We start from the raw sequence: 14,354 nt of genomic DNA on the forward strand, positions 1-14,354 counted from the left end.
GGGCCGTCTTCGACCTGTCGCCGCAGTCCCAAGAGCCCGCTGTGCCACCAGCCCCGGTAGACGATGCAGATCGCTTCGCCCTCCACCCAGGCGTCCTCGATCGCGAACTGCCCATTGTGGTCGTTCGGCTCGGGCGCGCGCCGAAGCACATCAGCCAAGATGAGCACTGCCCGGGTCTCTCCGGTCACGTGGGCGACCATAGTGGCCGGAACATCGGCTCGCGGCTAGAGCCAGAAGAAGAGCACGTCCCAAACGAACTCGCCGAAGTCGACGATCTTGTCCTTGAGCCGACGGACTCTTGTCGTGGGCTTCTCATCGGTCACCGGTCAAGGCTATGCCGGGGGATCACTCTTTGCTGCTTCGACCGAGGTGCCGGCACCGGCTTGCTGGACGCCCGCCGGCGCGCCCAAGTGACGTCACGGCGTTCCGCGGCGAGATGCTCGAGTCGGTCGGCTCGTTCTTCCGCGGACTGTGCGAGGGCGTGGGCTTCTTCGGCTCGCTGGTCGGCTTTCTCTGCCCGATCGTTGGCGTTCTTCGCGAGCGCGTTGGCGCGGTTGACCTGCTTCCAGCCGACTATGGCGACGCAGAGCGTGACGAAGATGCTGAAGGCGGCCATGAAGAGGGTCGCTTGGTCGTTGCTCACGGTGGTTTGCTCCTGCGTGGGGTGGCTCGGTTACGGCGACATTAGTGGCGCCGACCGACGCGTTACAGGACGAGCGCACATCGGTTTCGGTCGCCCCACTGCGCATACGGACGCTAGGGGGAGGCGGTGGACACCTGGTGGCTCGTTGGCGTCACGACGCGGCGGAATGACGCACGCTCCGCAACGGCCCAAGACCTTGTCGGCCGGTACTGATACACAAGAGCCATGGCTATGGAGTCTTTGTCGGCGCTACTCGACGAAACGCTGCCGCTCAACCGCAAGGAGCGGTTCTACACCGGCACGGTCCTCCCCGGGATCGTCTGCGCGCAACTGCCAGAGTTGGCGCGGCTCACGGCGCTCATGGGCTGGCCGAGCGTCGATGTCCGCGACGATCCCCAGGATTGCGGACTCGTCTTCTTCACTGAATATGGCATCGCGGAGTCGGCGTACGGGCCAGCTCGTGCACGCTTTGAGGGCCTCTCCACAGCCCGCGACACCCCCGACGTGGTCTTTCTCGTCACTCGCCCGGAGCCCGTGTTGTTCGCGCTTGAGGCGAAGATGTTCGATCGGCCTGGGGGTGGCGCTCTTCGCAAGCAACTGGATCAGCAACTCGATCTGCTGCTACCGCTTGCGCAACGACTGGCCTCCTGGCTAGGCGTCGACGCAGTGCCGGTGGTCCACCGCGCTCTGCTCCCTCCCGAGCAGATGACCCTCCATCTCGAACCTCATCAAGCGATCAGTTGGTCGGAGTTGCGTGATGCCTACGCGGGCATCGCCCCGCCGTACTGGCTCGCCATGCTCGACGAGGCGCTCAACCGCTACGTCGACCTCGTGACCCGAGCGCTGCCGAACGACGACGCTCGCCTCAGTGGGCAGGCAATCGTGTCGGACTTCCAAGGGGGGTCGCTGCCCTACAACTTCATGGGCCGTCATCGGGGTCTCCATGGACCGGCGATGCGTGAGGACATCACGACTGGCACGTGGGTGAGCACCATGTACCAAGTCGCGGTCTCTGACCCGAACAATCCCAACTGGTTCCCTATCGCGGACTTTGTGCAGCGGGTGGCCGATGGCCAGGAGCGAGCCAGCACGGCTCCAGCGCCGAGGGCTAACGGACCTCGATTCGAAGACGCGCGCGAGGATCTACTCGATGCCCTCAACGCCGCTCATTGGCAGGGCATGAGGCTTCTCGGCGAGGGGTCAGTCCTTGAGACCATCAAGAACGCGACGGACGCTCAGCTCGACGGAATACCTGAGGGCGATCTGCGCGACTTGGCGGCTTTGTACCGAGCCACCACGGCTCAAGCGATAGCTGCTCGCGCGGCATCCAGCGACATCTGGAGCGCCGTCCGCGCTTCACAGTCCGAGGAACCCCGCTGAAGCGAGCGAGAGCACTCGGTTTCGTCCCATGCGCGGCGGATGGACGCTCTTGCTTTGCCTGTCGATCGGCGCTGGCAGCCCGGGGGGATCAGAAGTCAGGGGTCAGGAGGCAGTCGTGATGGGAAGCCTGGTCCCGTACCCGCGCCGTGCCTGACTTGGTACCCACAGATAGGCGTTTGAGGGTAGGCCGAAGCGCGCGGAAACCGCCCTCGCGCTGGTCACTAAGTGATCCAGCTCCCGGCCGTGGAGGTAGCAGGTGACGGCGCCGCCGGTGGTGGTGCTTTGGCCGCACGCGCCGCCACCGCTGAGCTCGTCAGTAAGCGGTTCCATCAGTTCGAATTCGGGCGGCTCGTCTCCGGGGCGTCCGAACAGTAACTCCAACAGCACTTCGCCTGAGGCCCGTGCCTCGTCGCGCCGCATCCGATCAGCCCAGTGGCCAGGAACCCGAACGAGCATGGTCATCCCGACACAGATGAGGATGAGATAGGCGCGGTAAAGGCCGCCGGCCACAGCTACGACTCGACAAATGACCCGAGCGACACCGCCCAGGTAAGAACTCGCCGTCCACCCGAGAACGAGCACGATGATGCCGGCGGCGCCGAGGCCGTAGGTGTCCCAAGAGGTCGGTGGTCTGAGGTGACCAGGATCAGGGATCAGGTCGCCCTTGGCGCTCGCCCCATCTCCGGACATGCGGCAACTGTACGGGTCGCACCGAGACCATGCCGTGCAAACGCGTACGGCGATGTCGGATAGAAGCCCGCGTGGGCGAGACCAGAAGGACTCGCGGCGGTGTGACGCGGGTGTGACGCCTACAAGTTTGCCGGCGGCGGAGCGACCTGACGGACCTCGTCGGCGTCGGACACAGCCCAAATGGCGATTCGAAGCCGGGCGCGCACCCATTCGGGCACACGTAGTGCGGCCGTGACTGCCTTCTCTGGCACAACGACGCCTAGCAGGGAGTCCGCCGCGTCCTCCGGAATTCGGCGGAGAAGTTGACCGTAGAGCGTGTCCACGTCAAGTCCGATCGCTTCGGTTCGGCCCTTGGCCTCGGCGTACAGAGTCGCGCTCCCCTTAGTCGCTTTCACGTCGACGAAGTCGACTTCCGTCTGTACGCTCCAACCTTCGCGTCGGAGGTGATCGCTGAAGGCGCGAACGACTCGGGCTTCATCTCCCCGCATCCAGCTCTCCCTCCGAGAGGTTCGTTCCAGGATGCGTGGGATCGGCCGATCTGGCTAGAGCCGCCTGCACTCGTCCCTCGTCGGCGACAAGCGGCGGATCGACGCACCTTTGGAACGGCGCTTGTTGGGGCTAGGTCCGAGCCGTCAGCCGTGTCGTCTGTAATCGCGCTAGGCAGGGTCGTTGCCGTTCCAGCACACGATACCTTGTTCGTCGGGCAACACGTTTTCGATCAGCGAACCGGCGGCTTGCCCAGTTCCTCGACCAGGACATAGGCCACGATCTGTTCGACTGATGGATCGCGCTCGACCGGTCGCCGCAGTCCCAAGGGTCCCCTGTGCCACCAGCCTCGGTGGACGATGCAGATAGCGTCGTCATCCACCCAGGCTTCTTCAATCCTGAACTGTCCGTTGTCGTCGCTCGGCTCGGGGGCGCACCGAAGCACGTCACCAAGACGAGCGCGGCCCGCGTATCTGCGGTCACCTGGGCGACCATAGCGTGCTGGCATGGGCACGTCCCGGCCAGCGGCAGACGCGTGGTCGGCTCGCGGGGGTGTGGCGCACCTTGGAAGCGACCGGGTCGATTTCGGGACAGCATTGCTTGCGCGTACGAGGATGGCCGCTATGAGGTCGTGTTGGGCCGCGGTCCTGCTCGTTGCCATCGTGGCCGTCGGAACTGGCGGAGCGGTGGCCGCTCACGCGCGTGCCAAGCACCACGATGAGCGGTCAGGAGTTCCTGTCCTCGCAGCGACGCCGACAGTTGTGCCTCATCCGAACGATAAGAGCGGAGTCTGCTCGGCTTCCGACGGTCTTCCGGTTCAGTCAGCCGAGACACCGGTCGGCCGCCGCCTGTGGGTCGGTCAGCACCCCGCGGGCGGCGTCGCGCTCTGGCTGCCGGGGATGAACTCGCGGTGTCGGCCGGTCCTGACTCGACTGGATGCACAACACGCAGAAGACTTCGCGAACGCGGTCGAGCACGCTTCCGCCCTGCCTCAGGGCCCCTTCAGCTGCCCGGCGGACGACAATTCCGGTGTCACGGTGTTCCTCACCTACCCCTCCCAACCGGGAGCCGAGGTCGTTCAGATTGGCCTGACTGGTTGCGGTGGCATGTCCGCACCCGGACGCGATCGTCGCAACGCGGATGCTGCGCTCGCGGCACTGGGGCCAATCCCAAAGGGACTCGAGGCGGTTGCGCGAGGGCGCGCCAGATCCTGAGTGCGCGGCTTCGTAGTCGGCGGCTCGAGGGGCGAATCTGGTGGTCGTGCCTTGCGCGTTCATCCGCAGATGAGTGCGTCCGCCACGCGGCGGAAGACGCGCATCCCCGGTCAGTGGCATCGTGCATGTGGTGACACACCATCATCCGCCGATTGACTTCCCGATGTATGGCCTGGACCGGACGTGGGCGGGTCCGCGCTGGCTGGACCTGCTTGATGGACCAGCCGGCCACTCGGTGTGGGGCATCTGGCTCGGCCATGGTCGAGACGTGGCCCGGAGCGCTGGCGGTAACTGGGCTGTGGTCGGGTCGTTCTCGCCTGATCGGTCCGCACCGCTGCGCTCACCTGGAGAGACGTTCGAGCACGGCCTCGCCTTCGACGTTGCCCGGGTCTTGCTCGGTCACTCCAGGGACATTCGTCGCATCGAGATGGAGGCGGACCGCTGGGAGTCCTGGCCGACGGTTGCCTGGCGGGTCGACGGACAGGTGGTGACGGCTCGGCTTCTCGTCGAGAACGGCCCGGCTTGGGCAGGGTTCACCACCGATGTACCGCACGTGGGCCTGGTGGTCCATGGCAGTGGGTTAGAGCCTGACGGGCTTTCCTTAGCCCGGGTGAGTGAGTCGTCGAGCTATCACTTCGATGCCAAATCGCCGCTTGAGTATCCAACCGCGATCCAGGCTTCTCAGGACGCTGCCCTGGGTCGATGACCAGGCACGATGACCGGCTCCACGGGAACTTCTCATCGACCGGTCATCGGCACATCTGGCACTCGACAACGAGGTCGGCTCGCGGCGGTTTGACGCAGCCTGAGCGGGGCGCGCCCGTGGCTCCTTTTCAGGCGCTAGAACTCGAGGCGACGTCGTCGCTCTCACGTGAAGGCGCGCGGAACGTAGTGGGAGAGGGCTCGCATCGTTGGCATTGCGATCGCTTCGGCGTGTCCTCCACAAAAAATCTGTGGCAGAAGGGGTCCATGGGGTCGAAGGGGCGCATGTGAACGCTTATCCCCAAGTCGATGGCCACTTGTCCACAGCGAATCCCCATCGCGTAATTCCAAGGGCGTAGTTCGTGGCCTACGCTGTAGTCACAAATGCCGCGAGACCTCGGTCCGAGGCCATAGCTCGGCTCCAAGGTCTCGACGGTGTCATTGGCGTGATGACTGTCAAAAGACTATCGGGAGCGGCCCTGATGCTTGGCATTGGGGCTGGCCCGCGAGTCGTGTGTTGGTCGAAGCAGAAGGTCGAGTGGTCAGACACACTCGAAAGGCAAGACTGATGTACGAAGTTGATTACATGTGGGTTGGGGAGAAGACCAACACTGGCGACGCGATCGCCATGCGGTTCACCCGACCTGACACTGGCACGCAGGCCGTCGTCATCATCGACGGCGGCTTCCATGAGACCGGTGAACGGCTCGCCGACCATGTCGAGAGCTACTACGGCACCCCGACCGTGGACCTGGTCGTGTGCACCCATCCCGACGATGACCACATCATGGGTCTGTTCGAGGTTCTCGAGCGTCTCGATGTCAGGCGCCTCCTCATTCACAGGCCCAGCCGCTACGGGTATGGCCCGGACGATGACGTAAAGTCCCAGATCGTCGAGGATCTCGTCGCGTTGGCGCAGCGACACGGGGTCACGGTCGACGACACGTCCTACGCCGGTACCTCGTTCTTCGGCGGCGCCCTCGTGATCGCCGGTCCGACCGAGGAGTACTACTCCGAGATGCTGCGAGAGCAGTCGTCGCCGTCAGCGGTCGGCAGTCTCTCCCACAGCATGAAATCCGCATTCGGTGCGCTCGTGCGTGAGGTGCGCAGTCTGTTCGGTGACCCCGGCGAGACGATGACGGGCGACAACGGCGGCACCACTCCCCGTAACAACTCAAGCATCATCCTCGACTTGCAGGTGGAGGGCACTCGCGCTCTCTTCACCGGGGATTCTGGTGCGCCTGCGTTGACGCTTGCCGCCGACAAGCTGGATGCCCTGGGTCGCTCGCAGGCAACCATCGAGCTGTTCGACGTGCCGCACCACGGTTCCCGTCACAACCTCACGCCGCAACTGCTCGATCGGCTGCTCGGGACGCGCACGGACGGCATCCGTGGGGGCGCGGTGGCGAGCGTCGCCAAGGAGGCCGTCGACCATCCTCGTGCTGAGGTGGCGAACGCGATCAAGCGTCGCGGCTATCCGGTCTACTGCAGCCGGGGGGTCAACCTGTGGTGGCACGGCGACACCGCGCCGACGCGGGCCGCGTACAACACGCCGGTGACGGCACTGGAGTGGCTCGACGAGTCTGACGACGAACAGGGCGCTGCCTGAGCCCCTGGCGGGTTCCGGGGAGGGTCGCTGGTCGGCCCTCCCCGTCGCAGGTTCGAGAGGAGACGAAATGTCCGGCGTCGGCGATCTGTTCGACTCCTACGCCCTGAGAGCGCGGGTATACCCCGCCCTCCTGGCCGCGGCGCCTGTCGCCGCGATCGTGGTGGTCGTTTGGCCGCACTCACCGGCTCAGGCGCTGTGGGCGCTCGCGGTCGCGGTAGGTGCCGTGTATTTCCTCGCCAGCTGGGTTCGTGACCGAGGCAAGCGCCTGGAGAAGCAGCTGGTCGACGAATGGGGTGGGATGCCGACCACCCATCTCCTGCGGTGGCGGGAGAACCAGGCAACGCTGGAGTTCCTGCGCCGGCGGGACTTGCTGCAGGCGGCCACGAAGATCTCGCTGCCCTACCAGGACGCTGAGACGGCTGCGAGCGATGCCACCTATGTTGCGGCGACGCGGGCCCTGATCGCGCGCACCCGTGGGGACCAGCCCGCGTTCAAGTTGATTCACGATGAGAACACGCAGTTCGGGTTCCGCCGCAACCTCTTGGCGATGAAGCCTCTGGGCGTCATCTTGACCAGTGTGAGCCTGGCCTTCGACCTGGCCTGGGCCATCGTGGTGTCGCCTGGTCCGGGGCTGCTGCTCGGCATCGTCCACGCGCTTGTTCTGGCTGCCTGGGTCGTCATCGTGTCGGCCGACTGGGTTCGGACGCAAGGAGAGACGTATGCGGAGCGCCTCTTCGAGGCGCTTGAGCATCTAGTTCCGCCCGTCGCGGACACGTCGAGTTGAGCACCGCCCGGGACCGCAGGCGGCTCGAGCGGCGATATGACGCGTTTCGACGGTCCCGAATGGGGACCCAGAGATGTGGTCGTCCGTTCGTCGAAACCACTACCCTCCTCGACATGGAGCCGGTGGTCTTCGCCTGCGCGCACGAGGGATGCTCGGGTCGGGTGACGTATGAGGGACGCGTGACGGTCGTTGGCGCCCTGCGCAAGCGCGCGTCCGATCCGTCGGCACCGTTCCGGATCTTCCTGCGTTGTGATGCGCCCGGCGGCCACGTGAGCTCGTACGTCATCGCTCCTCAGGAACCAGCGTGAACGACCTAGTCGACGACACCTACTGGCTGGGCCGCGCGACCGAGATGGTCGAGGGAGCACTCGACCAGCGCAAGGCAACCGCCGACAAGCTCACCTCGACCGCCGCCTGGCTCGCGACGCTGACGACCGCCGGGGTGACGTCACTGGTTGCGCTCCGCAACCCCGAGCTCGGCACGCCGATCGTCGTACTGCTCGCGCTCGATCTGGCCGTCGTCATCGCGGCCTACGTCGCCGGTCTCTTGGCTTCACAGCCACGCTTCCGCTCGTTCGACCCGCGAGTCCCCGACGAGATCCGGCAGGCGCACGAGAGCGCGGTGCTGTCCGTACGTCGCTCGCTCGTGACGGCGACCGCGCTGGTCATCACTGCGGCGGTCCTGTCCAGTCTGGTCCTCGTCTTCGTGGCGTCTGCTCCTCGGGCCGGGTGACGATCGATGGTCGGGCGCAGATCACGAAGGGCGATCGACGCAATCGCACCTGCCTTCCCGCCACCCGATGTTGCCGGGCTCTATGACTGGGCGTCAGCGCTCATCCTCACCAACAGCGAGAGCCCTGTCTTCGGGGAGGGCCTCAACCCCCTCGCTGATGACCGCGAGCTTGCTTCCACACTGACGCACGAGCTGACCCACCTCGCGCAGACCGTCATGTCCGCGCAGTTGCTCGAGTGGCAGTCCGCGATCTTCCGAACGTTGCTAAAGAGGCTCGCTGCCGAGGCCAGCGGTCCGGTTGACGAGACGTTCACGTTTCAGTTGCACGACGTGCTGCGGACATTCCGTCCGGACCCGGGTGAGAACGCCCAGGACGCCAAGGTCGTCGAGCTCCTGAGCTGGATCCACCGGCGCGGCAGGACTGGCCTCGCGCCGATGGAGCTGGTCGAGGCACACGCGACCTGGATCGAGTTCACGACGCACTGGAGCTATACCGATCCGGGCCCGCATTTCTCGCGGTGGCTCCACGAGCACGAGATCGGCTGGAGCCATCGAGCGGCGTTCGACTACTGCCGCTTCGTCCTCGGCGACACCCAAGCCGAGGCGCACTTCGCACGGCTGGTCGGCATCGGCCTGTCCCATGACGATCCGAGCAGCACGCTGGAGGTGAGCCTGACATGCCTCGCACGTTCGGGTCCCAACCTTTCGACGTCCGAGGTCTGTGCGGCTCTCGCGGACGCGGGCATCGGCATCCGTGACCCGCACACGTCGGCGGCGGAGCTAGGCGATCAGGTGCACCCCGCGCTGCGCGAGCGGTTGAGGAGCCTCGGTCCCGGCTCGGTCGAACATTGGCTGGCCAGCCCCGACGACTTCCTCGTCACGAACCTCCGCCAGCTCGACCCCGTCATCGTCTTGCTTCCCGAGGAGCAGGGCCGAATTCCCGTCCTCCGTCCGGCTCGACCGCACGGGTGGAACACCCAAAGCGACGACGACCTGTCCGGCAGCCTCGTCGAGAGCCAGATGGTCGTTGCGGCCGCGCTCCAGCAGTACGCGCGGCACGTGGACGTTTCCCCACCCCCCGCCGAGCTGCAGTGGCTGTCAGAGGTGTCGGGCGCCCCGGCCGTGCTGTCGATCAGCGAGGCGATGGCGCCGGCGGAGTTCATCGATCCCATGCATTCGATCCACGAAGATCCACACTCTGCTCGCTACTACGGTCGCGTCATCGTCAGGTTCGAGGCGGCCGACGACCCGAGGCCAGACGCCCAGATCCCGTGGGTGCGGGACCGGGCGGCGCTGCTGCTCGAGCACTGCCCGTGGCTCCCGATCTACTTGGACTTCACACCGAGCGTCCCGCAGCTGCTCGTGTGGTTGGGACTGCTGAGCGATCCTGACGAGGTCTTCGAAGGGGGCCAGGTCGACCTCGGAAGCCCCCGCACGAGTGGCGCAGTTGTCTGGCTGGCCAGACAAGCAATCGAAACTGGACGCGAGCGTGGTCAGGACACGTCAGTGTTCGTCCGCACCCTCCTCAATGCACTTCCGGCGGAGTTCGAGCCGTACTTCTGGGAGCGTATGAGCCCACTTTGAGCCGGCGCGTCGTGGTCAGCTAAGAGCGCGTTCGGTCTACGCCCGTTGGACGCCGCCGCATTCTGGGCGCCTTGACTCGCCGGTTGTGGCTCAGACGCCGGCGACGTAGGCAGTGAAGAAGTGAACGGCGTGGCGGTCGAGGTTGCCGCGGGCGCGGTCGTAGTGCTCGGTGGTGCGGGGGGCGGCGTGGCGGCGTGGCGGGCGAGGATCTGGGCGTCGCGTAGCGGGACGCCGGCGTCAAGTGCATTGATGATGGCGCGTGGCGCAGTGAGTGGGGGCTGATGTGCCGAGGGATACCGGCAGCTTCCGCGATGCGGACGACCATGCGGTAGGCGTCGCGCCGATCGATGGGCTCGCCGGACACCGGCCGCAGGATCAGCGGGCCGGCAGTGCGCTGCCCTCGGCACGCCTCCAGCACTCGGAGCACACGCACGGTGAGCGGCATCGGGGCCGGCTTGTCGCCCTTACCGACCAGCCACCGGACGCGGTGTCCCCGAAGCGTGTCGGTGTAGTCCTTGATCCGCACTGCTGCCGCCTCGGAGGCCCGTAGGGCGTTGATGCCGGAGCAGGTAAGCAAGGGCGCCGTGGTGGGCGGTGAGGGTTTGCGCGGTCTGCAGGAAGCGGATCAGCTCGAGGCGATCAAGGCCCTGGGTGCGGGCTCGTCCTGGTGGACCTTCGGCAGTCGGGCGTAGATGGCTGGGTCGGTGGTGATGAGGCCGTCGATGTGGGCAAAGCGGAAGAAGCCGCGGACAGCGTGCATGGCGGTGTTGGTTGAGGAGGCCATCAGGCCGCCTTGGCCGAGGTGGCGGATGTAGAGCTCGACGTGTGCGCGCTGGATATCGAGGAGTGGGTCGAGGCCGTTGGCGTCGCACCAGTTGAACCGGCGGCGCAGTTGGTAGGCGTAGAGGCTGTGGGTGTGGCCGGCGTGGCGGGCCAGGTAGGACACGGCGGCTTGTTGGGCCGCGGTCATGGTGTCGGGTTGGAACGGCAGAAGCGTGGTGGTGGACGTGACGAGACCTGCGAATCAAGAAGAGGTCCCCACTGCTTGCAGCGAGGCGGTCCTCGACCGTAGATCTTCCGCTTGCGGTCAGCCTCGGTGCGCCGCGACGCGGGAAAATGCGCGGATGCCGAGGAACACGTCACCCGGTCCGTCGCCGTGTCCTACATTGCCTGGGTGCTCAGGGACGTGACATGCCGCCAGGTCTTTCTAGCCTCTCCAGGCGGCCTCGAATCCGAGCGCCGGGCTTGCCGGGACGTCTACCGCGAGCACAACGAGTCCGCAGCTCTGCGGCACCTCTCGTTCTTCTATGTGCACGCCTGGGAAGACGTTCCCGGCGGGGTCGGGCGGGCACAGGGCCGCATCAACCCACGCATGGACGGATGCGACTACGCCGTCGTGATGTTTCATGACCGCTGGGGCTCGCCGACTTCGGAGGACAGCAAGTACTCCTCCGGAACCGAGGAGGAGTTCTATCGGGCCATCGAGTTGCTCGCGGATGCCAAGAGCGAGATGCGCGACATGCTCGTTCTCTTCAAAGACATCGAAGCGGCGCGAATGCGCGACCCCGGTGACGACCTGAAGAAGGTCCTGACCTTCCGCTCGATGCTGGAGCAGCCCAACAGCAGGGGTCTGATGTTCGAGACATTCGACTCCGAGGCTTCCCTCCGTCACAAGATCGGCAGAAAGATGCGCGAGTGGCTCCACGACGACGGTCCCAAAGCCCCCGTCGTAGTCGATTTGTCCCCTGGCACCATCGACACAGGAGCCCTTCGGAATCTGGATCCAGCCGCGCTGCTGGCGGCGGCCCGGTCCTACACCGATCAAAGGCTATTCACGCAGGCTGAAGCCGCCTACGCGGCAGCGACAGTCGACGATGACCCGGCCGCTGTCTTGGAGTTCGGGCAGTTCATGCGACGCACCGGGCGCGCGGACAGAGCCATGGATTTGAACCGCCAGGTCGTCGCGGATGGCGGCCTGTTGGCGTCCCAGACAGGCGAAGCAGCAGCACTTCGAGTGCGAGCAATGTCGAACATCGGCGTCTTGCAGCGACATCTTGGTGAGTTGGGCCAATCAGTCCGAACGTTGAGCGAGGCGGTCCGAACGGCCGAGGCCGCGCGAGCGCCGATCCCGGACGAACTGTGCTACGCGCGCGACAACTACGGCCACTCGCTGCTGCGAGCCGGGAAGATCGACGCGGCTCGGACCCAATTTGAGCTTGCGCACGTTGTCCGGGAAGAGATTGGCACGCCAGATCAACTTGCCCAGTCGGCTATCAACCTCGGCCGATTCCATCTCGAGCAGTCCAACTACGAGGACGCCATCCCGTATTTCGCCACGGCGCGGGGCTTGCTCGAGGACGACTCCGACGAGCATCTACGTGCGAACGCACTCGCCGGCCAAGCCGAGGCCCACATCCGACTCGGCCAGCACTTTGAAGCGGAACCGCTTCTCGAGTCTGCTTATGAGATCAACGAGCAGCTGAGCAACCAGAAGGGCCTAGGCATCGTCTGCGGCCTGCAGGCACGGTGCCTCCTGCAATCCGGTCAACTGGATAAGGCAACCGAGCGCATTGCTGCGACACAGGAGATCGCCGATTCGACCAGCGACGTCCAGGGCGCGGCCGTCTCTGCTCTTCTGCGCGCCGAGCATGCGTGGCGCGCCGGCGAACCCTCGGCCGCCACGTTTCTCGCCGCTGCCGACGTGGCTGTCGCTGAGGCGTCGGATGCCGGTCTTCGTAGCGATCTCGAGAACCTTAAGAACAAGGTTCAGGGCGCCTGAATCCAAGTCCTGCTCGGCCAGAGGAAGCAGGTGAGTTTCCCTTCGGGCAGGGTGCCGCATCCCGTGTCGATGAGCGCGCGCGACTCATTGATCTCCGGCACGCCGCCCGGGAGGAGACGGTGGCCGAACACGCCGAAGGTGTCGGCCGGGAGCGACTCGCCGTCGCTCGGAGCATGGGCGGCGAAGCAGCCGGCCGTATTGAAGGACCGGTCGAGGTTCCGCAGGAACTCGAGATGCGTTTCCGGCACGCGTTGACGCAAAGGGAGGATCGTGCCATCGGCAGCCTGCCGTGGATAGCTGCTGAGCGTCGCGGCGCCGCCCATCCGTAGAAAACGGTCGATGCGGCCGTCGTCGATGGCAGCGAGGAATGCTTCATCGTGATGGCCGAGCAGGAAGTGTGCGCGGCGTCCAAGGTCGTGCTGGAGCTCGACGAGGTACTCGAGAACCTGGCTCGATTGCGGACCTCGGTTGACGTAGTCGCCGAGAAAGATGAGGGCAGCCGCCTCATCTTGCGCTCGTTCTACGACCCTGACCAAGGGATCCAAAACGCCATGTACATCTCCAATGAAACCGATTTGGAAGGTCACAGCGTTACCCGTGGCAGTTCGTCATAGGGCAACTCTTCTCCGTCGCCAGCAAGGATGAGAGTCGCGAAGTTCGACAGTTCCCGGTCATCGGCCCACGACCCTTCGATGAGCCCGTGGAGGGTGCCGTACGGGTTTGATGCAAGTGGCCCGACCGCCGCTGTTAGACGTCCGCAGAGGTCGTTGAAGACCTCGAGACTGGCCGCTGGCCGAACAGCCTCGTGCGAGGAAAGCACAGACACCAGGGCCGAGTCATGCCTGCGATCTGCGATCTCCCGGACCGAGAAGCACGGCCTCCCCGCATCCAGCGCCTGCGCATACAACGCGGTTCGCAGCAGGTATCGCCCGACCTTCGTCAGTCCTTCGATGTACTTGCCGCGGTCGGCCTTCGATACATCAAGTACCGGGGTCAACGAGCGAACCCGAGTAATGATCGAGCCCGGCTCAGGCGCCTGGATCGCAGCAAGAGCGCGCGCCAACTGGTCGTCCGTGTCGTACAGAACGATGCCATCACGGGCCAGGTGGAACCCGAACAGCGTCCCCGACAGATTGGAGAGGTCGCGGATGTCGTATCTAGCGATACTGACCTGCCCGTCGCGGCTTGCCCGGCAGTGGGCGCTGGCGTCGAGGAGGAGGACATCAACATCTGACTCGAGGTCGGCGTCCCCACGAGCCCAGCTGCCGTAGAGCAGCAACGCCTGCCAGTTGCCCATGACTTTCGAGCGCAGTTCGGCACGGAGTGTCGACGGCACGCCGAGACCGGTCAGCTTTTCATCGATCGACTGCCATGCCGACGGCGTCACGTCAGCGTCAGCGGGCAGATGTCCACTCGTCACGTGACACATTCTCTCTGCCAGAGCATCCGATTCTTGCAGTACCAACATGATTGACTGCCGCGGCACACGAGATTCTGCGGTGCGTGCCCCTTGAGCGCGACCCGTACCGCCAACAAGCCGACATACGAGAGGCTCGATTCTCGACCGAGTAGCAGTGCGGATAGGCGAACCAGAGGTGAGGCAATCTGGGCGATATGGGCGCCCGGCGAGCGGTGTACGAGGCCGGCACCGCTTGGACACTCGCGCGCTCGCGCTGTTGATCGCGAGCGCCGACTAGGGAACATCTCCATGGCCTTTCCCTCACCATCCCGATCAAGCTCGCCTCTCACT

At 65.4% G+C, this 14,354-nt stretch carries 14 protein-coding genes; 7 read left to right on the forward strand and 7 right to left on the reverse strand.

All coding sequences use genetic code 11. From position 1 onward, the window contains the following. On the reverse strand, nt 1-188 hold a 188-nt coding region (locus tag H036_RS23465), incomplete at its 3' end, for a hypothetical protein (RefSeq protein ID WP_157417574.1). A 131-nt stretch (nt 189-319) separates the two neighbouring features. Next, nucleotides 320-643 (reverse strand): hypothetical protein, encoded by a 324-nt coding sequence (locus H036_RS0117580; protein WP_017936122.1) that lies wholly within the window; start codon nt 641-643, stop codon nt 320-322. Between the two features lie 225 nt (nt 644-868). Here H036_RS0117580 and H036_RS0117585 point away from each other — a divergent pair, with 225 nt between their 5' ends. Beyond that, on the forward strand, nt 869-2,023 hold the full coding sequence (locus H036_RS0117585) for a hypothetical protein (protein ID WP_017936123.1): 1,155 nt from the start codon (nt 869-871) through the stop codon (nt 2,021-2,023). A 102-nt stretch (nt 2,024-2,125) separates the two neighbouring features. On the opposite strand, the gene H036_RS0117590 is transcribed toward H036_RS0117585, so the two are convergent. Beyond that, nucleotides 2,126-2,713 carry a hypothetical protein gene (locus H036_RS0117590; protein ID WP_157417575.1) on the reverse strand — a complete coding sequence of 196 codons (588 nt, stop codon included), beginning with the start codon at nt 2,711-2,713 and terminating at the stop codon, nt 2,126-2,128. A 1,830-nt stretch (nt 2,714-4,543) separates the two neighbouring features. Here H036_RS0117590 and H036_RS24590 point away from each other — a divergent pair. From H036_RS24590 to H036_RS0117620, 5 genes are all read left to right on the forward strand, one after another. After that, nucleotides 4,544-5,119 carry a hypothetical protein gene (locus H036_RS24590; protein ID WP_157417577.1) on the forward strand — a complete coding sequence of 192 codons (576 nt, stop codon included), beginning with the start codon at nt 4,544-4,546 and terminating at the stop codon, nt 5,117-5,119. Between the two features lie 513 nt (nt 5,120-5,632). Continuing rightward, a complete protein-coding gene (locus tag H036_RS0117600; protein ID WP_157417579.1) occupies nt 5,633-6,724 on the forward strand; it encodes a ComEC/Rec2 family competence protein in 1,092 nt (363 codons plus the stop codon). Between the two features lie 67 nt (nt 6,725-6,791). Continuing rightward, a complete protein-coding gene (locus H036_RS0117605; protein ID WP_017936127.1) occupies nt 6,792-7,508 on the forward strand; it encodes a hypothetical protein in 717 nt (238 codons plus the stop codon). Nucleotides 7,509-7,812: 304 nt separating this feature from the next. Further along, the gene (locus H036_RS0117615; RefSeq protein WP_017936129.1) at nt 7,813-8,241 is read left to right on the forward strand and encodes a hypothetical protein; all 429 of its coding nucleotides are present in this window, start codon (nt 7,813-7,815) and stop codon (nt 8,239-8,241) included. A gap of 6 nt (nt 8,242-8,247) precedes the next feature. Beyond that, nucleotides 8,248-9,825, forward strand: a complete 1,578-nt coding sequence (locus tag H036_RS0117620) for a hypothetical protein (protein ID WP_017936130.1) — start codon at nt 8,248-8,250, stop codon at nt 9,823-9,825. A gap of 19 nt (nt 9,826-9,844) precedes the next feature. Here H036_RS0117620 and H036_RS26210 read toward each other — a convergent pair whose 3' ends face one another. Beyond that, nucleotides 9,845-10,402, reverse strand: coding sequence for a tyrosine-type recombinase/integrase (locus H036_RS26210; RefSeq protein WP_081615607.1), 558 nt, complete (start codon nt 10,400-10,402; stop codon nt 9,845-9,847). A gap of 48 nt (nt 10,403-10,450) precedes the next feature. Beyond that, on the reverse strand, nt 10,451-10,795 hold the full coding sequence (locus H036_RS0117625; protein WP_081615608.1) for a site-specific integrase: 345 nt from the start codon (nt 10,793-10,795) through the stop codon (nt 10,451-10,453). 126 nt (nt 10,796-10,921) lie between these two features. On the opposite strand from H036_RS0117625, the gene H036_RS0117630 reads away from it, so the two are divergent. Then, nucleotides 10,922-12,604, forward strand: a complete 1,683-nt coding sequence (locus H036_RS0117630) for a tetratricopeptide repeat protein (protein WP_157417583.1) — start codon at nt 10,922-10,924, stop codon at nt 12,602-12,604. On the opposite strand, the gene H036_RS24595 is transcribed toward H036_RS0117630, so the two are convergent. Both H036_RS24595 and H036_RS23480 read right to left on the reverse strand, forming a co-directional pair. Further along, complete coding sequence (locus H036_RS24595) at nt 12,592-13,191, reverse strand: metallophosphoesterase (RefSeq protein ID WP_017936133.1); 600 nt, start codon at nt 13,189-13,191, stop codon at nt 12,592-12,594. The genes H036_RS0117630 and H036_RS24595 overlap by 13 nt on opposite strands. Further along, nucleotides 13,188-14,024 (reverse strand): hypothetical protein, encoded by an 837-nt coding sequence (locus H036_RS23480; RefSeq protein ID WP_157417585.1) that lies wholly within the window; start codon nt 14,022-14,024, stop codon nt 13,188-13,190. Before H036_RS23480 ends, H036_RS24595 begins: the two co-directional genes overlap by 4 nt. Between the last annotated feature and the right edge of the window lie 330 nt (nt 14,025-14,354).

Source organism: Nocardioides sp. Iso805N (assembly GCF_000364605.1).
GTDB lineage: Bacteria > Actinomycetota > Actinomycetes > Propionibacteriales > Nocardioidaceae > Nocardioides.